The 25957-nt window shown below is 68.5% G+C and carries 19 protein-coding genes and 1 pseudogene; 7 read left to right on the top strand and 13 right to left on the bottom strand.

What is annotated here, in order from left to right; translation table 11 throughout:
• Nucleotides 1–40 precede the first annotated feature (40 nt).
• The 9 genes from AB0I23_RS19910 to AB0I23_RS19870 form a co-directional block, all read right to left on the bottom strand.
• A complete protein-coding gene (locus AB0I23_RS19910) occupies nt 41–319 on the bottom strand; it encodes a hypothetical protein (protein ID WP_359110887.1) in 279 nt (92 codons plus the stop codon).
• 52 nt (nt 320–371) lie between these two features.
• Nucleotides 372–1259: an aromatic prenyltransferase gene (locus tag AB0I23_RS19905; protein ID WP_359110885.1), complete on the bottom strand. Its 888-nt coding sequence runs from the start codon at nt 1257–1259 to the stop codon at nt 372–374.
• Between the two features lie 99 nt (nt 1260–1358).
• The gene (locus tag AB0I23_RS19900; RefSeq protein ID WP_359110883.1) at nt 1359–2534 is read right to left on the bottom strand and encodes a hydroxymethylglutaryl-CoA synthase; all 1176 of its coding nucleotides are present in this window, start codon (nt 2532–2534) and stop codon (nt 1359–1361) included.
• 2 nt (nt 2535–2536) lie between these two features.
• Nucleotides 2537–3598, bottom strand: coding sequence for a hydroxymethylglutaryl-CoA reductase (locus AB0I23_RS19895; RefSeq protein WP_359110881.1), 1062 nt, complete (start codon nt 3596–3598; stop codon nt 2537–2539).
• Entirely contained in the window at nt 3595–4686 is a 1092-nt protein-coding gene (gene fni, locus AB0I23_RS19890) for a type 2 isopentenyl-diphosphate Delta-isomerase (protein ID WP_359110879.1), read from the bottom strand. The genes AB0I23_RS19895 and fni overlap by 4 nt, the downstream gene beginning before the upstream one ends.
• Nucleotides 4683–5792: a phosphomevalonate kinase gene (locus tag AB0I23_RS19885; protein WP_359110878.1), complete on the bottom strand. Its 1110-nt coding sequence runs from the start codon at nt 5790–5792 to the stop codon at nt 4683–4685. Before AB0I23_RS19885 ends, fni begins: the two co-directional genes overlap by 4 nt.
• Nucleotides 5789–6838 (bottom strand): diphosphomevalonate decarboxylase, encoded by a 1050-nt coding sequence (mvaD, locus tag AB0I23_RS19880; RefSeq protein WP_359110876.1) that lies wholly within the window; start codon nt 6836–6838, stop codon nt 5789–5791. The genes AB0I23_RS19885 and mvaD overlap by 4 nt, the downstream gene beginning before the upstream one ends.
• Complete coding sequence (mvk, locus tag AB0I23_RS19875) at nt 6828–7934, bottom strand: mevalonate kinase (RefSeq protein ID WP_359110874.1); 1107 nt, start codon at nt 7932–7934, stop codon at nt 6828–6830. The genes mvaD and mvk overlap by 11 nt, the downstream gene beginning before the upstream one ends.
• The gene (locus AB0I23_RS19870; RefSeq protein ID WP_359110872.1) at nt 7931–9019 is read right to left on the bottom strand and encodes a polyprenyl synthetase family protein; all 1089 of its coding nucleotides are present in this window, start codon (nt 9017–9019) and stop codon (nt 7931–7933) included. Before AB0I23_RS19870 ends, mvk begins: the two co-directional genes overlap by 4 nt.
• 819 nt (nt 9020–9838) lie before the next feature.
• On the opposite strand from AB0I23_RS19870, the gene AB0I23_RS19865 reads away from it, so the two are divergent.
• Nucleotides 9839–12757 carry a helix-turn-helix transcriptional regulator gene (locus AB0I23_RS19865; protein WP_359110870.1) on the top strand — a complete coding sequence of 973 codons (2919 nt, stop codon included), beginning with the start codon at nt 9839–9841 and terminating at the stop codon, nt 12755–12757.
• A gap of 200 nt (nt 12758–12957) precedes the next feature.
• Here the strand turns inward: AB0I23_RS19865 and AB0I23_RS19860 are convergent, their stop codons facing one another.
• A complete protein-coding gene (locus tag AB0I23_RS19860) occupies nt 12958–15108 on the bottom strand; it encodes a LuxR C-terminal-related transcriptional regulator (RefSeq protein ID WP_359110868.1) in 2151 nt (716 codons plus the stop codon).
• A 714-nt stretch (nt 15109–15822) separates the two neighbouring features.
• Between AB0I23_RS19860 and AB0I23_RS19855 the strand changes: the two are divergent.
• From AB0I23_RS19855 to AB0I23_RS19845, 3 genes and pseudogenes are all read left to right on the top strand, one after another.
• A pseudogene (locus AB0I23_RS19855) lies at nt 15823–16044 on the top strand (DUF4142 domain-containing protein); the annotation flags it as partial.
• A 147-nt stretch (nt 16045–16191) separates the two neighbouring features.
• Nucleotides 16192–17532, top strand: a complete 1341-nt coding sequence (locus AB0I23_RS19850; protein WP_359110865.1) for a DUF692 domain-containing protein — start codon at nt 16192–16194, stop codon at nt 17530–17532.
• A gap of 5 nt (nt 17533–17537) precedes the next feature.
• On the top strand, nt 17538–18572 hold the full coding sequence (locus tag AB0I23_RS19845; protein ID WP_359110863.1) for a TIGR04222 domain-containing membrane protein: 1035 nt from the start codon (nt 17538–17540) through the stop codon (nt 18570–18572).
• 226 nt (nt 18573–18798) lie between these two features.
• On the opposite strand, the gene hemQ is transcribed toward AB0I23_RS19845, so the two are convergent.
• Nucleotides 18799–19527, bottom strand: coding sequence for a hydrogen peroxide-dependent heme synthase (gene hemQ / locus AB0I23_RS19840; protein WP_359110861.1), 729 nt, complete (start codon nt 19525–19527; stop codon nt 18799–18801).
• A 4-nt stretch (nt 19528–19531) separates the two neighbouring features.
• Complete coding sequence (hemG, locus tag AB0I23_RS19835; RefSeq protein WP_359110859.1) at nt 19532–21019, bottom strand: protoporphyrinogen oxidase; 1488 nt, start codon at nt 21017–21019, stop codon at nt 19532–19534.
• A 127-nt stretch (nt 21020–21146) separates the two neighbouring features.
• Here hemG and AB0I23_RS19830 point away from each other — a divergent pair, with 127 nt between their 5' ends.
• On the top strand, nt 21147–22154 hold the full coding sequence (locus AB0I23_RS19830) for a DUF4349 domain-containing protein (protein WP_359110857.1): 1008 nt from the start codon (nt 21147–21149) through the stop codon (nt 22152–22154).
• A gap of 46 nt (nt 22155–22200) precedes the next feature.
• Nucleotides 22201–23580: an FAD-dependent oxidoreductase gene (locus tag AB0I23_RS19825; protein WP_359110855.1), complete on the top strand. Its 1380-nt coding sequence runs from the start codon at nt 22201–22203 to the stop codon at nt 23578–23580.
• 270 nt (nt 23581–23850) lie between these two features.
• On the opposite strand, the gene hemE is transcribed toward AB0I23_RS19825, so the two are convergent.
• Nucleotides 23851–24924 (bottom strand): uroporphyrinogen decarboxylase, encoded by a 1074-nt coding sequence (hemE, locus tag AB0I23_RS19820; protein WP_359110854.1) that lies wholly within the window; start codon nt 24922–24924, stop codon nt 23851–23853.
• A 91-nt stretch (nt 24925–25015) separates the two neighbouring features.
• On the opposite strand from hemE, the gene AB0I23_RS19815 reads away from it, so the two are divergent.
• The gene (locus tag AB0I23_RS19815; protein ID WP_359110852.1) at nt 25016–25675 is read left to right on the top strand and encodes a DUF3000 domain-containing protein; all 660 of its coding nucleotides are present in this window, start codon (nt 25016–25018) and stop codon (nt 25673–25675) included.
• Nucleotides 25676–25957: the final 282 nt, after the last annotated feature.

Below are 25957 nucleotides of genomic sequence, written 5' to 3'. Positions count from 1 at the left end.
GGGCCAAGCGTGTCGAATCCGGTGGTTTCATGCCGTACTCCTATCTGGATGTCTGGGGGTCGGTGATGAGCTCAAGGACTCCACTGCGTGCCCGCAAGAAGCGGAGCACCGCACCCTCGGCATACCGCCGTATGCCGTGACCGCCTGGTCCGCCGGCCGTCCCGGTGCGTGGCCGGCCACGCACAGCCGCGGCCGCGCCCTTGCCGCCGGTCACGAATCCGGCGAGGAGTTGCGCGAATTCCGGGTGGCCGGCGGCCTCGGCCTTCGCGGACAGGTGGTTCGACGGCAGGGCGGAAACCCGGGCCGGCGTGCTGTCCAATCCGAGAATGTCATTGTCACGCTGCGACGCTGAACTGAAACTTTGTGTCGGATCAGATGAAGGCTACCGTCCCAGGATTCCATTTGTAGTGTGACTCGAGTTTGTAGTACTCCCCCTCGGGTGCCGACGCGACGCCGTAGACGAATTTACGATCGACGCCACCATAAGGAACGCTTTCCGCCAGTCGCTGGAGTTCTGGTTCAATTCGAACGGAAAGACTCGCCAGATCCGTGGTTGTCACGCCGAAGCAGAACCGCTCGATCGTCGCAGAATCCCAGCTCAGGGTGATATACAGCCCGAAAGCTCCCTGGCCGAGCTTCAGCATCTGCTCGCTCGGCTCCGGCAGTCCGATTTCTCGGAGCATCGATGTGATGGTCTTCGGCTCAAAGCATTCAGCGGGTATCCCGTTGAAGTAGACGTTCACCGTTCTGTGCGCGTAGTCGATCGCGATGAAGGCGACTCTGTCGTCCAGGCCATGGCGGGTGAAAAAGTTCATGTTCTCGGCCAGGCTGCGCGGCATGGACGGGATGTCGGCAAGTTTTGACAGTTCCTGCAGGCCATCCGGAGTGAAGCCCGCATAGATCTTCTTGAAACCGCTCACGACTCCGAAGTCAATACCGTAGGTGTCAACGGGACACCGTCCCTCTATATCCGAGAGCAGGTCACCGACAGGATGGTCCGTCTCCCGGACAAGTCCTTCCGACAGAGCGAGGGGATATGGATTCCGACCCTTTGGATACGTCACGAAGCGGCAGTCGAGGTCTCGCACGTGATGCACGCCGGTCGCCACCCTGAAAGCCAACGGCGCGGCATGCGCGAATGCTTCCCCGTACGCCGCCAGGATAGGCCAGACCTTGTCACGCGAGCAGGTTATATCCAGCAGCCGAGCTGTTTCCTCAACAGCCGAATAAAGTTCGGCCGCCTCGGCATTTCCTGACATCTGTCCTCCAAGTGCTGGCCCCGACCGGGTACGAGGGTGATTTCGTGAACGAACATGCGCTCGCATGCGTACGGGTAGTAGATCGGCGCGACAGATGTCCTATCGCGGCTCGTAGATGCGCTTGTGGCCGAACAGTCCAGCCAGCCGGTACGGCCCGGTGGTCTCCCTCGGCACGGGATGGTCTCCGCCGTCGACCGGGAAGGAATGCTCGTGGATTTCGCGGTACTTGGCGTAGTCGATGTCCTGTCGCCCGCTGATCGCATCGCGATGCATGTCGGACCGCAGGTGCGAGCGATATCCCGGGACGACGGTCCCGGCGAAGAACTCGGCGACGCTGCCGGACCCGTAGCTGAGGAAGCCGATGGCCTGGTCCGTCAGATCGTCGGCATTGTCGAGCAGTGCGGCCAGCCCGACGTACATCGACGCGGTGTAACTGTTCCCGACCTCGGCGTTGTACGTCGTCGTGTGCCCGATGTGGCGGGTGATCGCGTCCTCGTCGGCGTCGTGCCCGCAGTAGTGGAGCAGGTGCCGGTGTGCCTTGTGGGCCATCTTCGTGAACGGCTGGTGGTAGCAGAACGCGGTGAAGTCGTCGAGCGTACGGCCGCCTCGGTCGGTGTAGTCCTTCCACGCGCCCTCCACCGCCTGCAGGTACGCGGAGATTGACTCATGCCCGTCGACCAGGGCGGTGGTGCGGTAGTTCGGCCGCCAGAAATCCATGATGTCGGCGGTGAACATGCCCGACGGGTCCTCGATGCGCACCAGTGCGGGATCCGCACTGACCAGCATGGCCACCGCGGCCGCGCCCTGGGTCGCTTCGCCGGGATTGCCCAGCTCGTACTTCGAGACATCGCTGGCGATCACGAGGACCTGTTGCGAACGATCACGGTGGACGAGGCCGATGGCGAACTGCAGGGCCGCCGTCCCGCTGTAGCAGGCCTGCTTGAGCTCGACGACCCGGGTGGCCGAGGGCAGACCCAGCAGTGAATGGACATGTATGCCGGCCGCCTTCGCCTGATCGACGGACGTCTCCGTCGCAAAGACGATCGTCCGGATCCGGTCGACGCCGTGCCGCGCGACGATGGGGGCAGCGGCGGCGGCAGCCATGGTCACGATGTCCTCGTCGGCGGCCGGCACGCTCATCGATCGCTGGCCGATACCCTTGTGGTACTTGGCGACGTCGCTGCCGTTGTGGGCAGCCAGTGTGTCGTGCGTCAGGACATACCGTGTCGTCGCGACCGAAAGGTCGTGAATTCCGATGGCGAATTCCTCTGGCATCACTAGCTTCCGATCCTCGTGATGTGGTTCTTGCGCTCCAATTGGACGTGCGCTCGCATGAGCTCGCCCGGATTCGTCTGCGCCGCCAGGAGTGAGAGTTCACCGCACAGCACCGTCGCGGCCGCGATGACGGCGAGCCGGCGCGCGTTCTCGCCGGGTTCACGCTCCTCCCGGCAGCCGAGCCGCGTCAGGTTTTCTTCGACGAACTCGAGCCCCTTTCCGTTGCCAACCGTTCCCACGATCAGGTTCGGCAGGGTGCAGGAAAAGTAGAGGTCGCCGTCCCGGTCTTCGGCCACGGTCACACCCTGTGACCCTTCAACGATATTTGCCGCATCCTGGCCCGTCGCCAGATAGAACGCGAGCAGCATGTTCGCATAATGCGCGTTGGCCGAGCGAATTCCGCCGGCGAGCAAGGTCCCGATCATGTTCTTTTGCACATTGAGCTCGGCTATCGCGGCGGCCGAAGTGTGCAGCACATCATGGACGATGTCGCGCGGTACCAGCAGTTCAGTGACTACGTTCTTGCCGCGCCCGAGGATACCGTTGATCGCGGTTGCCTTTTTGTCGGTGCAGTAGTTTGCCGAAATCGAGCCGTACGAAACTCCTGGAATGGTCTCCAGGATGTGCGTCAGGAGCGCATCCGCGGCCAGCGTCGCCATGTTGTGCCCGGAGGCGTCGCCGGTGGTGAACTCGAACCGGAGGAATAGCAGGTTGGCCGCGATCTCGTGTCGAAACCCGATCAGTTCGGTGAATCTGCCGCAGGTGCGCACGACTTTGCACAGTTCGTCGAACCGTGCATCGACTTCCAATGCGGCCAGGTATGCGGTCTGCGCGTCCTTGGCCTTGACCAACACCGAGCGCGTCATCCGCTCGTCGACAAGAGTGGCGACGATACCCTGCTCGGTCAGCATGGAGAGCTTCGCGCCCCTGCCGACGGAGGGCCAGAGGGGCGACTCGTACGTGGCGAGCGGAACCTCCGTCTCGGTTGTCGCCACGTTTCCCGAAATCCTCAGGGGTCCCACCCATTTCATGGGAACGCCGGCGACCGCGTGCGTGTCGTTCATCGGGTGCCTCCAACCGTCTCGTGAGTGGTGCTGCAGGATCTGGAGCGTGTGGCCAGTCGGCGCGTTTCGATTCCCCGGTCGGCGCAGAACGCGCGAAGGTCGCCATGGACGAGCACGTCGCACCGGGTCAGATCGGACGGGGTCCGCGCGCCCAGCGCGGTCATCAGGGCTTCAAGCTGATCGAGCCACGCGGAGATCTGCGAGACCAGCGCCGGCACGCCACCGTCGAGAACGGTCCTGAGAAACCCTCCGGACGCTCCTACCGCGGCAGCGCCCAGCGCCAGTCCGCGCGCGGCGTCAAGCGGACTGCGGATACCGCCGGAAGCCAGCACCGGAATACCGGCATCCTGGGCGTCCAGCAGACAAGCGGGAGCGGATTGTCCCCAGCCGTTGAGATAGGAGTAGTCGGCGTGACCGCGCCGGTCGTTTTCGATGCGCGCGAAGTTCGTGCCGCCGCGTCCGGCGACATCGGCCACGCGCACTCCCATTTCCCGCAACGTCAATACGGTTTCGCGGCTCAGCCCGAAGCCGACCTCCTTCACGATCACCGGAACGTCGACACCGGCCGCGATCTTCTCGATCTGCGGTCCCCAGGAGGCGAACGACCGATCGCCCTCCGGCATCACCGTTTCCTGGATGACGTTGAGGTGGATCTGCAGGGCGTCCGCCCTCAACAGGTCGATGGCCCGCCGCGCTTTCTCGACGGACGCGTTCGCATTGATGTTCGCCATGATGAACCCGTCCGGATTCTCGCGACGCATCACACTGAACGTGTCGGCCACGGATTCATCGGCGAAATACGCGCTCATGGAACCGGTCGCGATGGGGACACCGGTCTCGCGGGCGGCGATCGCCAGATCCCTGTTGATGGCGCCGGTCTTGGTGCTGCCGCCGGTCATCGCGTTGATGTACAGCGGAACCTTCCATTCGATGCCGCCGAACCGCGTGGCCAGCGCAACATCGGACCGGTCGATGCCCGCCAGGGCGTGATGGACAAAGGTCACATCGTCGAACTGGTTGTGTCCGCCCAGGTGGCGTTGCTGCTCGGCGGCGAACCGGACATGGTCGTCCTTGCGATCGGCGATCATTCTGCGCTCCCTTTCGTCGGCTGGATGCGAATCGGCATGGGGACCACCCCCGCTGCGACCCACCCCTCCCGCAGTTGTGAGATCTCCCTTTTCGCGGTGGCGTCCAGCAACGCGATGCCGCAGTCGCCGCCCCCGGCGCCCGACGGTTTGGCCGCACCGCCGACGGCCTCGGCGACGTCGCACAGCGCCGTCAGCTCGGTGGTGAAGATGCCCAGCCGAACCTCGTCGTCCAGATCGGCAAGCACCTGCCGGGCGCCTCGGGTCTGTTGCAGCACCTCGTGGTCGTCTCCCCGCTCGAGTGCACGGATCGAGGCGTCCACGCACTCTTCGCTGCGCGCCAGGAAGTCGCGCTGTGACGTGCTCCCCCGCCACTCCCGCGTTTCGAGGCGCCCTGCCAGCGAGGCGGTGCTGGCCGGCTGTCCGGTCCAGCCCACCTCCAGGGCGAGTCCGCGGGGTGGCGGCAGCCGGCGCAGCCCGAAACCCGGCCACGGCGCGCGGATCGTCTCCTCGATGCCCCGGCGCTGCGCCATTTCGAGCACGGCGGCCCGATCGGGCGCCCGGTACGCAATCCAACCGCCCCAGACACTCGCGGCGAGATCGCCGCCCGAGGAACGGGTATCGCGCCGCGCCGTCGCCAGCATCGCAAGCCGGAACCGGGCATCGGGCGACAACTCCATGCCGCAGTACGCGGCTACGGCGTCCACCGTGGCGACCGTGACCGCGCCGCTCGACCCCAGGCCGAGCTTGGTTCCGTTCCGGTGCAGGCGACTGCTGATCGAGACGTGGACGGGGGGCGCGCTCAGCCCGCGCTCGGCCAGCAGTGCGTCGACCACTTCGATCGCCGACACCACATGGGTGAGGCCGTCCAGCGCCTGTGACTCGTCGTCCGCACCGAGCCCGCCGACACGCCGCCGCAGTCGCGCCTCTCCCGGGCGGAGGTCGGAATCGATCACGACGTCGACGCCATCGGATCCCGACACGGTGACGCCGACCTGCCGGTCGACCGCTACCAGGATCGCCGGGTGACCCGGCTCCTGCACCGCGTACTCGCCGGCGATGAACAGCTTGCCCGGCGCCTGCCGGCTGACCGTTCCCCGGCCGGTCACTGCTCGGCTCCCGTCCGCAGGCGAGCGCCCGGCCCGCACCGGGCGGTGACCACCGAACATCCCGGGGCGGCGCCGAGCACCCCTTCGGCCACCCGGGCGGCGTCCGCGGGATGGCAGAGCACCTTGACGTTCGGGCCGGCGTCCATGGTCGCGTAGGCCGGTATCCCGTCCCGCCGAAGCTGAAGGACGCCGTCGAGGACGGCCACCGTGGCCGGCGAAAGATAGCGCACCGCCGGCCGTGCGGCCAGCATGGTCGCGTGCATGCCGAGGGCGTTCCGCTCGGCGATCTCCCCCACCGCTTCGAGATCGCCGCGGCCCAGCGCCGCCCGCATGTCAGTCAGGTCGTCCTTGCTCGACGCCGCCCACGCCTGGTACAGCGGCGAGGTCTCGACGGTTCGCCGCATGGCCGCACGGCTGGACACGGCCTTGGGGCCGGCGTTGACCAGCGCGATCACCAGCGCGGGGGCGAAGTCCGGGACGGGCACCGGCTCGGCGTAGGAGCTGATGTCTGCGGCCGCGCCGACGCCCTGGCCCGCGTGGCACAGCGCGAAGCCGCCGAATATCGACCGGGCGGCCGAGGCGGACCCGCGCCGGGCGAGGCGGGACAGCGCGGTGTCATCGAGATCGAGACCGTATGCGGTGGCGGCGGCGACGGCCAAGGCCGCGAATCCGCTCGCCGATGACGCCAGTCCCGCCCCGGTGGGGACGGCGTTGCGGGTGTCGACGGCGGCCGGTTCGGTACGCCCGGCCATCTCCCGTACCAGTTCCAGGAAAGCGATGACGCGCTGCCGCGGTTCGCCCGTCGCGGGCGTGCCATCGAGCGTTACGGTGTCGGTCCGCGCGGCGGGGTCGAGCCGGACGGTGGTGGTCGTCGGGAAGACATCCAAGGTCATCGACAGGCTGTCGACGTACGGGATGATGAGTCGCTCGTCGCGCTTGCCCCAGTACTTGATCAGCGCGATGTTCGGATGGGCAATGGCGGTCGGGCCGCGGTCGAGCACCCTCTCCTGCGGCCCGGTCGGCCCCCACTCGTGGTCAGTCGACATGACTCGCGAACCTCCCCACCGGTACGACCCAGGTCCGGACGGCGCCGGCTTCGTGGAGGCTCTGTACGACCGCCTCGGCCCGGCGCGGCTCTGCGGCCAGCGCGATCATGCAGCCTCCCAGCCCGCCGCCACTGATCTTGGCGCCCAGGCCGCCGGCCGCGAGCGCGGCGTCGACCAGCGCGTCGATCCGGTCCGTGCTGAGCCCCATCTCGTGAAGCAGCTTGTGGTTCTCGGTCATCCGCACGCCGAAGTCGCTCGACCGGCCGCGGGAGAGGTCGCTCGCGGCGGCGTGGGTCAGGCTCGACACCCGGCTGATGAATTCCGTCTGCGTTTCCGCGTCGCGCTCGAACTTCTGCCGCAAGAGCTCCACCGCTTCCTTGGTACTGCCGCTGACACCGCTGTCCGCGATGACGAACAGCCCGTCGAAGCCGTAGGTCCGGCTTGCCTCGGCATGGCCGTCGGTCCGCTCCGGGGGGTGTGCGGGGCCGTCCCCCGACATGGGAATGGGCAGTTCCCGGGCGATGCCGGAGCGGAAGAGGAGGGGAGACGTCGAACCGGTGGCGAGCGCATCGATGCCGCTCGCCCTGCCGTGCGCCACCTTCTCCGAAGCCTGTACGAGATCGAAGACCGCCCTGGCGTCGAGCCGGCGGTCGAAGAGATCCGCGAAAGCCAGCACGGCCGCCCGGGCGCACGCGGCGCTGGAGCCGAGCCCGCGGCCCTGCGGGATCGCGCAGTCGATTTGCACATCGACACACATACAGCCGACGACTCCGGTCATTTCCTTGAACTCCGCCGCCAGACGCCGCAGGCCGTCCGTGGCCGGCTGTGTCGCCGACGCCGAGCCCGGTCCCGTCATCGCGAAGGAGATTCTGTCCGCGCCCTCGTCCGAACAGCGGTATCGCGTGGCGTTCGCAGTGGCCGTCAGCTGCGGAACCGGAATGGCCAGTGCCGGCGCGCCGTACACGACGGCGTGCTCGCCGAGCAGAATGGCTTTGCCGTGGGCGCGTCCGACACCGATCCGGTCGCGTTCGGCGCCCGGATCGTGCGCGGAACTGCCGCGGCCGGCGAAGGTATTCGAGTTCGTCGGTGCCATCATCGGGCCCGCTGCGTCGCCTTGATCGCCATCGCGGCGAGCTGATCCTTCGCGGGGGCGGTGGCGTTGCTCGCCTCCAGCACGGCCATGGCCTGGTCGGTGCGGCGCGCGATCTGCCGCTCGATGTGGGCCACGGCGCCGACGTCGACGAGTATGCCCCGTACGGTGGCGAGTTCGTCGTCGGAGAGGTCGGTGCCGATCTTCGCCCTGAGGAATCCCGCCGCGTCCGGATCGCGTCCGTCCGCACGCTCCAGCGCCGTCGCGAGCAGAACCGTCCGCTTGCCCTCGCGGAGATCGTCGCCCGACGGCTTGCCCGTGACCGTAGGGTCGCCGAACACGCCCAGCAGGTCGTCGCGGAGCTGGAACGCGATCCCGATGTCGGCGCCGAACGCTCGATAGGCCGCGACGAGGTCGGGCTCCGCGCCGGCGATCGCGGCACCGAACTGCAGCGGGCGTTCCACCGTGTACGAGGCCGTCTTGTACTGATTGACGCGCAACGCCGAATCGACGTCCTCGTCGTCGCTCGCCTGGTTGATCAGGTCGAGCAACTGACCGTACATGACCTCCGAGCGCACTGCGGACCACACCGGTGAGACCCGGGCCTGCGTGTCCGCCGGCAGCCCGGACGCGCGGACCATGACGTCGGCCCATACCAGGGCCAGGTCCCCGATCAGGATGGCCGTACCTGTGCCGAAGGCGTCCGGGTCACCGGAAAAGCGCCGCACCCGATGCCGCTCGGTGTAGGTCACGTGCGCGGCGGGATGGCCGCGGCGGGTCCGGGACGCGTCGATGATGTCGTCGTGGATCAGGCCCGAAGCGTGCAGCAGCTCAAACCCCGCGCAGGCGGTCAGCACCGCCGTGGCGACCGGGTCGCCCGGGTCACCGCCGGCACCGATCCAGCCCAGCCAGGCGAAGGTCGGCCGGATGCGCTTGCCGCCGCGCAGAACGTAGCTCTCGAGCTCGGCGACCGTTGCCGCGAAGTCCTGACCGAGCGCGCCGGCCTCGGCTCGGCGCTCGGCGAAGAAATTCCTGATCGCGGCATCGACGGCAGCCGTATCCGCGCCTGCCCCGAGATAGCTGACGGTCATCAGCTCATCTCCCGATCGAGGTGACGATCACTCTCACACTCATGCATCTCGGACTCCCATGAACTCACTGAGATCACGTCACTTCGAACGTTTCGGGTCCATTCCGAACGCACGACCCCCGCCACCGCTTCTTCCCGATACGCGCGGCGGCGTGACGAACACGGTCGAGCATCTCCGGGAAATGACGCCGATTTCTGTTCCAGAGCATCCACGATCTCTACGCCACTCGAAATCGAACCGTCATGGCAGGACAATAATCGCGAGGTGCCGCCCTGCCCACTACTCGGGCGAGTAGTGCCAACCGGTACACGCATTCACGCCACACCGTCAAAGATCACGTTCAAGTGAATGCGCCATTCCGGCTGTTCGGCCGGCGTGCGGCGAACTCCCGCCGGTTCGGGGGCAGATCGCAGCGATGAATGTGCCGCCCGCCGGACTATTATCGGATGCGAAGAGCAAGAACCGCCCCGTCATCCCCTGGCGGGCGCACGACGACAGCTACGGCACGTCGCCGCGTTGTCGGAACGTCCGAATACATCCAGTATGCGGACGTCCCTCCGCCGTGCGATGCACCGCATCCGACGCCGCGAGCTGATCCACCAGGGATGTAAGGACAGCCCTTAGCGTGGGTCATTCGCAGTGATCGGCCCAGCCCTGAGTGTTCAACTGTCCAATCCGGACAGTTGAACGCCACGATGCGCCCGAAAAATCGAGACGCCTCCACCCATGATCAGCTCAATGGCCTGCAGAACCACCGGTCACAGCAACTGCGACTGCAGCTGCAGCTGCAGTATGAGTACTCGTTGACCGTCTATTGCCATGCCCGTGGCGCGCATTGGACGATTCTCCGGAGCCAAACGGGGGTTACTCATGAATCCATTGGTAGGGCGTGAGGACATACTGTCCGTGTTGGGCAGTCATTTGGATGCCACCTCGCAGGGCTCCGGCGGCTGCGTCATCGTCGAGGGACCGTTTGGCATCGGCAAGACTCGCCTGTTGAAGGCCGCGGCCCTGGAGGGGGCCGAGCGCGGCCTGACCGTGGTCGCCGGGCGAGCGAGTGAAACCGATCAGCCGATCCCTATTCACTTGCTGATCAACTTCTTGCGGCACGTGATGTCGAGTGAAGTCGATTTCGATGATCTGGTTCGCCCTGACAGAAATCCTTTCTGGTTGATGGATCGTATGGGTGAACTGGTCGAGAACGCGGCACGCAGGCACCCCCTCGTCGTCGTTCTGGACGACGCCCAGCGGGTCGACGATGTCAGTGGTCTGGCACTCCGGGGACTCGTGCAGTCGCTCGCCTCATCACCGGTGCTGTGGCTGCTCGCACGTCGGCCGGTTCCTACACGGTCGCTCGCCCAGCACGCAGTCGGCTGGCTGATCGATCACGCTGCGGTGCGGCTTCACCTGGGGGCGCTGGACAATGAGGCGGTGGCCGAGTTGTGTACGAGCATCCTCGGCGCCAAACCGGATCCGTCCGTGCTCAACTGGGCGGCTCGCTGCGGCGGTAACCCGTGGTTGGTGGAGACCCTGTTCAGCGCGCTCATCCAAGCGGGACAGATGGTCATCGTGGGCGGCACAGCTTCGGTGGTGGCCGACCGTCTGCCCGCAGGCGTCCTCACTGCCGTTGGCGGCCTGCTGGACGAGATGCCGCCCGCGGTTCGGCGTCTGCTTGTGGCCGGCAGGAGGATCGGTCATACGTTCACGGTCGAGGAGGCCGCAGCCTTGCTCGGCGAGTCGGCCCCCGATCTGTCCTCCAGCATCGACGAGGCGGTGCAAGCAGGCTTGATGCGAAGGCACGGCATGGAGCTGGCGTTCCCCCACGAGGTGATCGGGGAAGCGCTTCAGCATGCCGCGTTCCGGAGGTGGGAGCCCGCCACGGCCGTGCCCGCTGCCATGGCTTCGGCCGTGTCAGCTGCCGTGCCCGTGATCGGCACTGGAACGGACGGGGGGGAACCTCGGCCCGGAGGCCGGCCTTCGCCTGCTCCTGGGGTGCACCAATCCCTGACCGGCGCGGCGGGCGCCCGTCCCGGACGGCCGGGCCTTGTCCCACCCGCCGTTACACCTTCCACTTCACCGCCACCGCAGTCGCCCGCATGCGGTTGCGACGGTATGGCGGCTCGGGCCATATCGACTCTGGCAGATCTGTTCGACGAAGCACCGCAGACGCTGGCACGTGCTCTGCGTCTGCTCGCCGGAGCCGGGCGGGTCGTGGAAGCCGGCCGCCTCGCGGACGTCGCCCTGCGCCCCGGTATCGAGGCGGCGGCCGAGGCGCAGCTGGTGCTCGAGCTGGGGCAAGGATTGCGGGACGTCGACCGCCACGGCATGTCGGCCGAGCTTCTTCAGCGGACGCTGGCGCGGCAGGACATCTGCGAGCTGGATCGTGCCAAGCTGAACAGGGCGCTCGCGGCCACCGCGAAGCGGGTGAGCGGCGTGCCCGGTGGGGTCACGGCACCGGGGCGTGGGCAACCGGCCGACCTCGCGCCGCCGCTCATCCCCGGTCGGGACGCAGGATTCGGCAACGGCACCGATACGACCGTCAGGGGATTCGCCGCTCGGGAGCCGCGGCAGGTGGCGGCCCCACCGCACTGTGACGCGTGCGAACGCCCGCTGTGGACGTGGATGGTGCGGGCCCTCATCGCAGCCGATCAGTTCGAGGAGGCGACAGCCGTATGCGTCGCCATCAAGCAGGAGGCGGAGAAGCTCGGTGGCGCCTGGCCGGAGTCCCTGTGGTACGGCCACCGCGCCCAACTCCTGGCAGCGGTGGGCCGGCTTGAGGAAGCGCGTGGCGAAGCCGAGGCCGCACTTCGTCTGGCGGACCGGTCGGCACCACAGGACTCCGTACCCGCGCGCATTGTTCTGGCCCGAATCAGCATGCATCATGGCGATCTCGCCAGCGCCAGCGGACAGTTGCGCATGGCCGAACGGCTGGTGACCGGTGACGCGGCTGCCGACAAGGCCGGCCTGGACTGGGCGCTCGCGCAATTCCACGCAGCCAGTGGCCGTCCGGCCATGATGGTCCAGACTCTGATCAACGTCGAGGGGCAGGTCACGCCCGACCCACTGCTCTTCACCGAGGCTCCGACGGCGGCGGCAACGCTCGTACGCCTGGCCAGGCAGGCAGGACTCGGCGCGGAGGCTGAACAGGCGGCCGAGTTCGCCCGGCGGATCGCCGAACGCAATCCGACCGTGCAGTCGTTGGCGGGTGGCGCCGAACATGCCGAGGGCGTCCTGCGCAACGACCCGGTTGCTCTGGACCGCGCCGTGGAACTCTATCGGCTTGCCGCGCGCCCGCTGGCGGCGGGCAGCGCACTCGAGGACACGGCATGGGAGGAACAGCGCATGCGGAACAAGGCCCGGACGGTTCGGCTCCTCGAGTCCGCCATGGATCTCTATCTGAACTGCGGTGCCCAGCGCGACACGGCCAGAGTGCAGAAGAAGCTGCGTCGTTTTGGCGAACACAACGTACGTGGTCTGGGTGTCGGCCGGCCCAAGACGGGCTGGGAGAGTCTTACGGGTGCGGAGCTCCGCGTCGTACGGGCGATCGTCGACGGCAGGACCAACAGAGAAGCGGCGAGCATGCTGTTCCTGTCGCCCCACACCGTCGACAGCCACCTCCGGCGCGTGTTCTCGAAGCTCGACATCAACAGCCGCGTCGAACTGACCAAGCACTTCATCGCGCACGAGGCCTTCTCACCTGTTCTGGCCGGTGCGTATCAGCCTGGGTCGGCGGGCTGATACGGCGGCGGTGGAAGCCCACGCGGGTAGAGCCCGGTGCGCCGGTCAGGGCCAGGACCCGAGGGTCGCCGAAGCGGAGTGCCACTCACCGGGGCACTCCGCCCATCCGCAGCCCTCAGGGGCCGTCCGCCATCGGGCCGTAGATGCTCGACCGCGAAAACTTCAGGAAGCACTTTCCATCATGCACATGATCAGGATGATCACGGTCCGACAGAGTATCCACCAGCCCGTTCGTCGCCATCCTCAGTGCCGGCTTCGCCGGAGCCCCGCTCCCCCTCGCCCCCCATCGAATAGATGGCGGCTCTGCTCGAATAGATTGCCGCTCCGCGTGCCAGTTCGACACGGGTGTTGATGCCCAGCTTCCTGTAGACTTTCCTGAGATGGTAATTCACAGTATGCGCGGACAGGTGAACTCGATGGGCGACCTGGCGGTTCGTCAGCCCAACGCTCACCAGATATGCGATACGTCGCTCCATGTCGGAGAGCCGCGACCAGCAAGTAAAATTTGGTTGTGAGCCGCCTTCTTCAGAACTCGCAAGCGGCGGATCCGGATGCATCGAAGCATTATGCCGACTCTTTGCCGGAGCTTTCGCGGCGTAAAGCTTGGCGAGTTCCTCTGTTGCCAGGGCGACCGAGACAGGATCCGGCGACAGCGCGATGATGTGCGCCAGCGCAGCCGCATCGCCGTTCGCCAACGCGTTCGCATGCGCGGCGCCAAGGCTGATGATCGAAATACCAGGGTTGTCCTGCGCGAGGCCGTTCACTGTTTCGAGAACGCTGCGCTTGAGGTCGGTGTCACCCACGTCGAGTGCGAGGCGAACCAGGAATGCAGCGGCCCCCGGATCCTCGATATACAGTCTCCGTTGCCGTGGAAGATGCCTGTACTTGCCGGACAATAGTTCGACAGCCGCCCGAGGCCCTTCCCTCTTGACAGTGGTACGCATTTCTGTCCACGCATACTGTACGGAGTACAGCACTGCCCGGTCTCTCCCCAGCTCACTTTGCATCCGCCTCACGTACTCATCGGCCGTAGGCAAGTCCCCCGCGTAAAGAGAGACGGTGCTGAGCACGGAGAAAGCAAGAGGCAGGAGCATGGGAACAGCGTCCCGCTCCACTGCGGCAGTCACTGTCTCCGCCTGTCGGCGAGCATCTCCGAGCCGTCCGGCCTGGAGGAACAAGCGAGATCGCAACGCTGCAGGCGCAGCAGTCCAGACCGGCGTGGACAACCCATACAGGCCGGCTTCCGCGTCATTGATCAGCGATTCAGCCTCGTCGAATTCACGAAGGTTTGCGAGCTTCCCAGCCAGAGCGAGCTGGAAATGAAGACGCCACACCGGATCGACATTATCACTGAATCCCACCGCAGTACGGCCCAGGCTGAGACCTTCAGCCAATTCCCCCACACACCAACGAGCGTTGGAGAGTGTTGTCAGCGCCATCAACGCGGCAACATCGGCTTGCACATTCCTTCGTTCCCGCAAAATTCTCTCGGAGTGCTTCTCGGCTTCTTCCCTGCCAAGCAGGGAGTAACCCAGAATTATGGATGCTTCCGCATCGAGCCGGGCGGAAGCCGAGCTGCCTGGGCTCGCGAGAATACGCTCCGCGACATGAATTCCAGCTGCCGCCTCGCCTCTCATGATCAGACAATGGGCCCTCGAAGCAACTCCGTCGGCTTCCTTTCTGACCCCGTGGGACGGTTCGGCCGGACCCTCGGTCGCCCGCATCGGATTCCCGGACACCCAGAATTGCTGATCGTACGCCTGCCCACGTCTCCTGGAGTGACCCATCGCCTCAGAATGCAACGCGCCACGTGCGGGAGCGGGGATGGACTCGATGACTCCTCGCAGGAGGAAATCGCTCTGGAACGCGAGTCGATGTTCGGCGGCAACAACGAAGCCCGAGGCCATCGCCTCATCCAAGGGCGGGAGCAAGGCAGCCGAGGATCGTTCCAACATCCTGGACACATCCTCCAGCATGAAGGATCTCCCCAATACTGCCGCGACCTTCAGGAACTGCTGACAGTTCGCACTCAGACCGCCCAAGCGATGCTTCACGAAAGCCAGAACGCGACGCGGAATCCGCCGTCCAGTCAGCTGAACCGTTCCATTGTGTTCCTTGACGAGCTCCTCTTCCATAAGCCCCAACGCAAATTCGGCAAGCAGTCGAGGATTCCCACCGGCGCCGGCTGCGAAGTCAAGTAACTCGCGGTCTACATCAGCCCCGAGTACGGCCCGCAAGACCTGTTCTTGCGCATCTTCATCCAGCGACCCCAGCACCAGCCGCTTGGTGACATTTACAACGTTGGGTATGGTTTCTGGCTTGCGGTTCTCTATCGTCGGCCTTGTTGTCATGACCCCGGCTCTCCCCCGCGCCTTGTCCGGCGTGCTACACATCCGTGCGCTCTTGTATCGTGTTATTCACTGAGCATCCAAGATCACTCCTGGTGGCAGCATCGGCGGAAAAGGTCGATCTGCCGACATCGGAAGCGTAGCCGACCTTGCGACAAACCCTACCGGAACTTTTCATTCAGCATAGAAGGCGAAAGATGGATGTACACGGCCCGCCCCCTTCCACACGCAGTGCCAGCTCAGACGTCCGGGCGAACCGCAGCGAAATCATGGCCTGAAATTTTGAACGTTTCCATAGAAGTTTTGTCACGGCATGTGGATGCAGTTCTCACAGTCTCCTGCATTACATTTGACCGATCCGGACCATGACATATGTAATGGTCCGCCGCATTCACTACTGCACACAGAGGCGTTGCGGGGGGACACCTTATATCGACAGGTCATAGCAGACACATAGCAGCCATCTCGCATCATTTCAAAAAACCCCGTCCATTTTGGATCGGGGGTCTCGTCGAAGCTTCGCAAAGAAGTGCAGGGAACCCCGCCCGGCAGGCAGGGTTCTTCGGCGCAGTCGCGCTGGGAAGCCCGTGCCCGTCACGTTCGGGGCGTACCGTCGCCCTGGCAGAACGTCATGAACACGGCATCACGCGACCACACCGAGGCCCCGCCGCGCCCGAGGGCCCTCGGCACTCCGGCTCGGGGAAGGGTCAGACTCCGGCGACCGACACCAACCAGACCGTGCTCGACCACATCACCATGCTGGAGGGCACCGGCTTCGTCGACTTCGACGCGAGCGCCCGCGACGCGGCGGGTACGGCGACGGCCGGCCCTACCGGACCGCCCCCGCCGTCCGGCGCGGTGCCGCCGCTGCCGATGCCCGCGGAGCCGACCGGGGACCAGTCGTTCCCCTCGCGTCCGTCCACGATGCCGAGGCCCTGAGCGGGACTGCACCGGTCGGCGCACCGGCCCACGCGGCGGTCCCTCCGTGGCCGGAACCTCAAATCCTGCTCTGAACGTCCCCCTCTTCGGATTGGCCACTGTCCGTCGGGGCCATGACCCCTGCAGGCAGTGGAGGAGGGGGACACCATGGAGCTGGGAATCGGCATCGGCTGGCGGCCGGAGATCGCGGATGCGGTGGACGCACTGCCGGGAATCGACTGGGTGGAAGCGGTCGCGGAGAACCTCTGCACCGACCATCTGCCCGACTCCCTGGTACGGCTCCGCGCGCGCGGCGTGACCGTCGTCCCGCACGGCGTCTCGCTGGGCCTCGGCGGGGCCGAGCGCCCCGACCCCGGCCGGCTCGCGGACCTTGCCGCGCGGGCCACGCTGCTGGGCACACCGCTGGTCACGGAGCACATCGCCTTCGTGCGGGCCGGGGGGACCCGCACCGCGTCGCCGGGGCTCGAAGCGGGCCATCTGCTGCCCGTCCCGCGGACCTGGGACGCTCTGGACGTCCTGTGCGAGAACGTCCGGATCGCGCAGGACTCGCTGCCGGTGCCGCTCGCGTTGGAGAACATCGCGGCGCTGATCGCCTGGCCCGGCGAGGAACTGACCGAAGGCCAGTTCCTGGCGGAGCTGGTCGCACGCACCGGGGTCCGGCTGCTGATCGACGTGGCCAACCTGCACACCAACCACGTCAACCGCGGCGAGGACCCCGCGAGGGTGCTCGACGAGCTGCCGGTGGAGGCGATCGCGTACGTGCATGTAGCGGGCGGCGTCGAGAAGGACGGCGTCTGGCACGACACGCACGCCCACCCGGTGACCCGGCCCGTCCTCGACGTGCTCGCCGAACTCCGCTCGCGGGTCGACCCGCCGGGCGTACTGCTGGAGCGCGACGACGACTTCCCGCCGGCGGAGGAGCTGGCGGGCGAACTGACGGCGATCCGCGACACGCTGGACGCGGCCGGGAAGGCGCGGGGTCCCGGACGCGGGCAGGGTGCCGGGACGTCCGGCGACGGCGTCGCCCGGACCGAGCCCGCCGCACACTCCATCGCGCCTTCCCCCGGCCCCACCACCGACGCCGCCCGCGACCGCGCCGCCGTCGCCCAGACCGCGCTGCTCTCCGCCCTCGTCGCCGGCACCTCCGCCCCCGAGGGCTTCGACCACCGCCGCCTCGGTGTCCAGATCCGCGCCCTGGCCGCCAAGCGGGCCGCTGTCGTCGCCAAGGTGGCGCCCGAGCTGCCCGAAATCCTCGGGGACGGCTACCGGCGCGCCTTTCTCGCGTACGCCAGGACCCGCCCCATGTCCGCCGGATACCGGCGCGACGCACTGGACTTCGCCGAGCAGCTGCTGATCGCCGGCCGCCCGACCGAGGACGCCGCCCGGCGCCGGCTGACCACCTGGTGGCAGGACCGCGCGGCCGCCAGGCCGCCCCGCCGCGGCACCCGGCTGATACGGGCCGCCCGCGCCGCGCTCGTCGGGAGGTGACCGGAATGAACATCGTCGCTCTGCTGCTGACGCTCGCCGTCGCGGTCTCCTCGACCCTCCTGATCGTGGGGCTCTCGAACGACCGGCGCGGACCCGGTGGCCCCGCCCACGACCTCTACGAAGTGGCATTCCTGAACGGCGGGCCCGGCAGGGTCGTGGACACCGCACTCGCCGCCATGCAGACGGACGGACGCCTCGCGGTCGGCGGGCCCGGCATCGTCTCCGTCCAGCGACCGGTCGCCCACGACCCGGTGGAGCGAGCCGTTCTCCAGGAGCACGCCGAAGCTCCCAGCGGTGCGCTGCACACCCTGCGGGATGCGGTGATGAGGCACCCGGCGGTGCAGGAGATCGGTGACGGGCTCGCGGCCCGTGGACTGCTGGCCGCACCGGGGGCCACCCTGAAGTGGCGCCGCTGGGGCCTGTTCCAGGGGCTGGGCTGTCTGCTGGCCGTCCCGGTCTCCTTCGCGGTGACGGTGTCACAGTTCATGGCGGAATCCGACGAGCTCGACTTCTCCCTCCCCTTCATCGTCAAGGTGCTCCCCGCCCTGCTCGTCGGCTTTCCGACCGGGCTGATCTGCGCGGGCGTCGCCCGCACCCGGATCACCAAGGCGGGGCGGCGCGCCGCCGAGCAGTACCGCGCCACCCATGCCCGCACCGCCGACCCCGCCCACCTGGTGGCGAGTCTGGGGCTGCGCGCACTGCCCGATCCCGTACTGCGGGCGCAGTTGGCGGCGGCCGCACGGATGCGGACGGCCGGCGGGATGCGGCCGATGTCGCCGTCGCCTTCCGCCTCCTCCTCCGGCAGCAACGACCATGTCGTCGGGGCGGTGTGGTGCGCCGGTTCGGGCGGTGCCGGCTCCGGCTGCGGGAGCTCCGGCGGGACCCCGGGCTGGGGCAGCGGGTGCGGTTCGGGATCCGGGTGCGGTGGCAGTTCCGGGTCGAGTTGCGGCGGGTCGGGGGGCTCCAGCTGCTCCGGCAGCAGTTGTTCCAGCAGCAGTGGATCCAGCTGCGGAGGGTCGAGCTGCGGCAGCAGCTCCTGACACCACCTCGCACGGGCGCGGGAACATGCCACCGGCCCGCGGAGGCGGGCCGGGGACCTGCGGGGAAGGACGGTGCACTTCCCCGCAGGTCTCGGGAACGCCGCTGGTCGGAACCCGCGGCGAACCCGAAGCCGAACCCGGTGTCGCTGGAGCGGCGGGCAGCGCACAGCCGTGCGCCGACGCCCGCCGTCTGATCTTCCGGGTTGGGGTGGTCGGAGCCCGCTCGCTACGCGAGCCCGGCCACCAGGTCTGCGAGGGACTTCCTGCGACCCGTGTAGAAGGGGACCTCCTCACGGACGTGCATCCGCGCCTCGGAGGCCCGCAGATGACGCATGAGGTCGACGATGCGGTACAGCTCGTCGGCCTCGAAGGCGAGGATCCACTCGTAGTCGCCGAGCGAGAACGAGGCCACGGTGTTGGCGCGGACGTCGGGGTAGCCGCGGGCCATCTTGCCGTGGTCCGCGAGCATGCGGCGGCGGTCCTCGTCGGGCAGCAGGTACCAGTCGTAGCTGCGCACGAAGGGGTACACGCTGATGTAGTTGCGCGGCGTCTCGTCGGCCAGGAACGCCGGGATGTGCGACTTGTTGAACTCGGCGGGGCGGTGCAGCGCCATGTTCGACCAGACCGGCTCCAGCGCCAGGCCCAGCTTGGTGCGCCGGAAGAGGTTGTACGCCTCCTGCAGCTCGTCCGCCGTCTCGGCGTGCCACCAGATCATGACGTCGGCGTCGGCACGCAGGCCGGAGAGGTCATAGGTGCCACGGACGGTGATGTCCTTGGCGGCGAGCTGGTCGAACAGCTCCTGGACCTCGTCGGCGTAACCGGCTCGGTCGGCCGGCAACACGTCGCGCAGCTTGAAGACGGACCACAACGTGTAGCGGATGACCTCGTTGAGGTCCTTGGCCTTCTTACCGGCGTTCGGGCCCTTGTTTGATTTCACAGTCTCAGGCGCACTCATACGGCTATTGTCCCGCCTCGCTCCGTGTGCCCTGAACCAGGGTCGGAGTGGCGATGATCTCTCCTGCGGTCCCGCCCGCGATGCCGACGGCGATCTCGTCCGCGGCCCGGTGGGCGCCGGCGATGCAGGCGGGGATGCCGACGCCGTCGTACACCGCTCCGCAGACCCGCAGGGCCGGCAGCTTGGCGACCTCGTCGCGGATCCGGGCGACCCGGGTCAGATGGCCGACCGGGTACTGCGGCAGGCCGCCGATCCACCGGGTGACCCGGGTGTCCACCGGCTTCGCGGCGAGTCCGGTGGCGTCGGCGAGGTCGCGCAGCGAGACGTCGACGAGTTCGGTGTCCTCGCGGTGGAGATGGTCCTCCTCGCCGTACCGGCCGACCGAGGTGCGCAGCACGAACAGGTCGGGGGCGGCGTCGGCGACCCACTGCCACTTGTGGGTGGAGAAGGTGGAGGCCTTGATCGTACGGCCGTCGACCGGCGGTACGAGGAAGCCGGAACGCCCCTCGAGGGCACCCGCGGCCGCCACGTCGGAGCGTCGGAACGCCATGGTGACCAGAGCCATCGACGCGTACTCGACGCCTGCGAGCTCGGTGGACGCGGCCGGGCACTCGGCGGCCAGCAGCGTCGACGCGGACCAGGCCGGGGCGGCGAGGACGATGCCGTCGGCGGCGATCACCCGGGTGTCGGTGCGGACGTCCCAGCCGTCGGAGGTACGGGTCAGGCCCAGGACGGGTGTGGCGGTGAGGATCTCGCCGCCTCCGGCGCGCACGGCGTCGGCGACCGCGTCCGGCAGGGTGCCGATGCCGCCGTCGATGCCCTGGAAGACCGGCCCGGTCTGCTGCCGGGCGGCGGCCTGCCGCTGGATGCGCTGCACGCCGTCGAGCAGCGAGCCGCCCGCCCGGACCACTTCGAAGAGCTGCGGCACGGCGGCGCGCATCGAGATCCGGTAGGCGTCACCCGCGTAGACGCCGCCGAGCAGGGGCTCCACGAGCCGGTCGACGACCTCGCGGCCCAGCCGATCGGCGACATACGCGCCGACCGCGACATCGTCGCCGACGGCGGTCGGCGTGAGGTCCCGTTCCTGCGCGATGCGGGCGAGACCCTCCGGCGAGATCACCCCGCCGAGTGCGGCGGGGTCGCTCGGGACGCCCATCACATGCCCCTTGGGCATCGGCCGCAGATCGCCCCGCGTCCAGACCGACGCGGCGGCGGTGGCGGGTGGCTGAAGCCGGTCGCCGAGCCCGACGGCGCGCGCCAGATCGACCGCCTCCGGCCGTCTGGCCAGCACCGACTCCGCACCCAGATCGACCCGGGTGCCGGCGATCTCACCGGTCATGAGCTTGCCGCCCAGCCGGTCGGTCGCCTCCAGAAGCGTGACCCTCAGTCCTGCGCCGATGAGCCGGTGGGCGGCCGCGAGTCCGGCGATGCCGCCGCCGATGACGACGACGTGACCCGTACCTGTGTCCACGCGGTGTGTTGAACGCTGCATGCCTCCACTCTCTCAAACCTCTTCCGAGTCCTGAACGTGACCGCTTCGCAACCGGTCATCGGCAACCCGAACCCCTGTCTCGCACGTCGAACCGTCACCATCAACCACCCGCCCCGGGGGAGCAGTTATGCAGAGAGCACGTCGTTCACGCCGTTCGTCCACCCGTCGTGCGCACACGGTGTTCGCTGCCGGAATGCTCGCCGTGCTGCTCGCGCTGAGCGGCTGCGGCGGCTCCGACGACAGTTCCGGTACCAAGAGCGTGATGGACTCCGCGGACAACAAGGCGGCGGCTCCTGCGGAGCGCGCCGAATCCGCCGGCGGGGAGTCGGACCGGGCGGCCTCGGACCGCGGCCCGGCTCAGTCGGCGAAGCCGTCGCTGACGACCGCCCATGTCATCCGTAAGGCCTCGCTCTCCGTGGAGGTGAAGAGCGCGCCGAAGGCGGCCGCGGCCGCCCGTGCCGTCACGGAGGACGCGGGCGGGCTGGTGGCGAACGAGGCCACCGACCGGATCGACGACGTGCGCGAGACCTCGCACCTCGTGCTGCGGGTGCCGCAGGCCGAGTACGACGCCGTGCTGCGGAAGCTGGCGGGCGGCGGGAAGCTGCTGTCCCGTACGTCGGAGGCCAAGGACGTCACCGATCAGGTCGTCGACGTGGAGAGCCGGATCACCACCCAGCGGGCGAGCGTCGCCCGGGTCCGGAAGCTGATGGACCGGGCCGAGAAGATTGCCGATGTGGTCGCCCTGGAAGGGGAACTGAGCAATCGTCAGGCGGAGCTGGAGTCGCTGCTCGCCCGGCAGGAGTCACTCAAGGACCGCACCACCCTGGCGACGATCACCCTCGACCTCTCCGAGCCGGAGCCCTCGGCGCAGGGCGCGGACGACGACGATCCGGGGTTCGTGGACGCGCTCGCCGGCGGCTGGCACGCGTTCGTGACGATGGTGAAGTGGATCGCGATGGCGGTGGGTGCTGCGGCGCCGTTCCTGGCGGCCGCGGCCGCGCTGCTGCTGCTCTGGCGGCTGGTACGCACCTGGCTCACCCGGCACCGCACGCCCCGGGCGGCCGGGCACGCCCCCGTACCGGCGGCAGGGCCCGAGCACGCTCCCGTGCCGCCGGAGACTCCGTCCGCCCCCTGAGGGTCGTAGCGTGGGCCCTCGGACTCGACGCTCGAAGGGACCCGGCATGACAGCGGAGCGACTGGTGGTCATCGGTGGGGACGCGGCGGGCATGTCCGCCGCGTCCCAGGCCCGCAGGCTCAAGGGGCCGGACGAGATGGACATCGTCGCCTTCGAGCGCGGCCACTTCACCTCGTACTCCGCCTGCGGCATCCCCTACTGGGTCGGCGGGGACGTCGAGCAGCGGGACGACCTCATCGCCCGTACGCCCGAGGAGCACCGGGCCCGCGCCATCGATCTGCGGATGCGCACCGAGGTGACGGAGATCGATGTCGCCGGGCAACGGGTACGCGCGCTGGACCCGGAGACCGCCGAAACGTATTGGACCGGCTTCGACAAGCTGGTGATCGCGACCGGCGCCCGGCCGGTGCGCCCCGCGCTGCCCGGCATGGACGCGGCCGGGGTGCACGGGGTGCAGACCCTGGACGACGGCCAGGCGCTGCTGGACTCCCTGAACCGGGCGCCCGGCCGGCGTGCGGTCGTTGTCGGCGCCGGTTATATCGGTGTCGAGATGGCGGAGGCACTGCTGAAGCACGGCTTCGAGGTGACGGTCCTCAACCGCGGCGAGCAGCCTATGGCGACGCTCGATCCCGACATGGGGCGCCTGGTCCACGACGCGATGGACGGTCTGGGCATCACGACGGTGAACCGGGCCCAGGTCAGAAAGGTCATCACCGGCGCCGACGGCCGGGTCACCGCGGTCGCCACGGACGAGGAGAGCTACCCGGCGGACGTGGTGGTGCTCGGCATCGGCGTCGAACCGGAGACCACGCTGGCCCGCGCGGCCGGTCTCCCGCTCGGCCCGCACGGCGGTCTGCTCACCGATCTGTCGATGCGGGTCGTCGGACACGACAACATCTGGGCGGGCGGCGACTGCGTCGAGGTTCTCGACCTGGTGGCGGGCCGCACCCGGCATATCGCGCTGGGTACCCACGCCAACAAGCACGGCCAGATCATCGGGGCCAATGCGGGCGGCGGCTACGGGACGTTCCCGGGCGTGGTCGGTACGGCGGTCAGCAAGGTCTGCAACCTGGAGATCGCCCGGACGGGGCTGCGGGAGAAGGACGCCCGCGCGGTGGGGCTGCGGTTCGTCACGGCGACGATCGAGTCGACGGGGCGGGCGGGCTACTACCCGGGCACTCAGCCGATGACGGTGAAGATGCTCGCGGAGTACCGCACGGGCCGGCTGCTCGGGGTACAGATCGTGGGCCGTGACGGAGCGGCGAAGCGCGTCGACATCGCGGCGGTCGCGCTCACCGCGGGGATGACGGTGGAGCAGATGACGGCGCTCGACCTGGGGTACGCCCCGCCGTTCTCGCCGGTGTGGGACCCGGTCCTGGTGGCTGCACGCAAGGCGGTCCAAGCGGTGCGCGCGGCGGGTGTGTAGGGGGCACTCTCCTCATCAGGCAGACAGACGATCACTCCACGGTCACCGGGCGGTCCCGCGACGCCGGGCGGCCAGGTACCGGGCGGCGACCAGGGCGACCACCCGCAGGTCGCCGTCAACGGTGGCACCGTCGACGGCAGTGCCGGCCTCGACTTCTGCCGGGTGAACTCCGGTAACCCGCCCATCAATTGCCCGTAGCACCCCCGAACGCACTGCTCGCCGCGAAACCCGAGGGTTCCGCGGCGAGCAGTGTGCGTTTCGGCGACCCGTTCAGCGGGCCGTCTGTGTGTGGACGTATTCGACGAGCCGGGTCAGCGCGTCCGGGTCGGTCGCCGGCATCACACCGTGCCCCAGGTTGAAGATGTGACCCTCCAGACCGGTGGCCGCGTCCAGCACCTCGCGCGTCTTCGCCTCCACCGTCGCCGTCGGCGCGAACAGCACCGCCGGGTCGAGGTTGCCCTGGAGCGCCTTGCCGGGTCCGACCCGGCGCGCGCCCTCGTCCATCGGAACCCGCCAGTCGACGCCGACGACATCCGCGCCCGCCTCGCCCATCAGCCCGAGCAGTTCACCGGTGCCGACACCGAAGTGAATGCGCGGGACACCGTACGAGGCAACCGCGTCGAAGACCTTCGCGGAGGCCGGCATCACGGAGCGGCGGTAGTCGGCGGGGGCGAGCGCACCGACCCAGGAGTCGAAGAGCTGCACGGCCGAGGCGCCCGCCTCGATCTGCACCTTCAGGAACGCACCGGTGATCTCCGCCAGCCGGTCGAGCAGCTCGGCCCAGAGCTCCGGCTCGCCGTACATCATCGCCTTGGTGCGCTCGTGGCTGCGGGACGGGCCACCCTCCACGAGGTAGCTCGCGAGAGTGAACGGCGCACCGGCGAACCCGATGAGCGGCGTCGACCCGAGTTCCGCGGTGAGCATGCCGATGGCCTCGGTGACGTAGTGGACGTCCTCCGGCGTGAGGTCACGCAGCCGGGCCAGGTCGGCGCGGGTACGGATCGGGTCCGCGATGACCGGGCCGACGCCGGGCTTGATGTCGAGGTCGATCCCGATGGCCTTGAGGGGGACGACGATGTCGCTGAAGTAGATCGCCGCGTCGACCTTGTGGCGGCGTACGGGCTGCAGCGTGATCTCCGTGACCAGCTCCGGCATCATGCACGAGTCGAGCATCGCGATGCCCTCGCGCACCTTCAGATACTCGGGCAGCGAGCGCCCCGCCTGGCGCATGAACCAGACCGGCGTGTGCGGCACGGGCTCGCGTCGGCAAGCCTTCAGGAACGCCGACTCATGGGTGGCGGAGGTCTTCGTCTGCTGGCCCGAGGGGCTGTCGTTGGCGCTCACACACAGAATCTTCGCATGAAGCGGTAAGGAGCCGAGTCCCGCAGGGTGTCCCTCCCTGCACGAGGCTCCGGTTCCGCCTACTCTTCCCCGCATGGCTCCGGCTCAGGGACAATTTTCCGAACATTCCGACAGCGCTGACGGCAAGGACAGTGCGGAGGGCAGTTCCGTCCCGCCCGCGTTCCGGTCGGCGGTGGAGGCGTTGCGCTCCGCGCGGCTCCGCCCCGAGCTTGAAGTGGAGCCGACTCGGCCGCCCCAGCGCCTCGCTCCGCACGCGTACGCCGTGGAGGCCGCGGTCGTCGACGGCGAGGACGATCTCGCCGACGGCCGCCTCGTGCTCCTGCACGATCCGGCCGGGCATGACGCCTGGCAGGGCACGTTCCGGCTGGTGACCCTGGTACGCGCCGAGCTGGAGCCGGAGATGGCGTCCGACCCGCTGCTGCCGGAGGTGTGCTGGTCCTGGCTGACCGGCGCGCTGGAGGCGCGGGGCCTGTCGTACGGGGAGGCGGGCGGCACGGTCACCCGCGCAGGTTCCCACTATTTCGGCGCGCTGGCCGAGCGGCGCCCGGCGACCCAGATCGAGATCCGCGCGTCCTGGACGCCGCGCGAGGGGCGTGGCGGGGTGCCGGACACGGCGGCGCATCTGGCGGCGTGGGGTGACCTGCTGTGCCAGATCGCCGGTCTGCCTCCGTCAGGACCGGCCGACGCGACGGTGGTGACACTGCCTCAGCGGCGCGGTCCGCAGGCACCGTAGCGGCGTTGCGCGGGCGGGCTCCACGGGCCGGTCCCAGCGACCGGGACCGGAGGCGCGGGCGGGCTCCACGGGCCGGTCCCAGCGGTCAGGACCGGAGGCGCGGGCGGGCTCCACGGGCCGGTCCCAGCGGTCAGGACCGGAGGCGCGGGCGGGCTCCACGGGCCGGTCCCAGCGACCGGGACCGGAGGCGCGGGCGGGCTCCACGGGCCGGTCCCAGCGGTCAGGACCGGACGCGCGGGCGGGCTCCACGGGCCGGTCCCAGCGGTCAGGACCGGAGGCGCG

The organism is Streptomyces atratus (genome assembly GCF_040655115.1).
Taxonomy (GTDB): domain Bacteria; phylum Actinomycetota; class Actinomycetes; order Streptomycetales; family Streptomycetaceae; genus Streptomyces; species Streptomyces atratus_D.
This window is presented reverse-complemented; position numbering and strand designations above follow the sequence as displayed.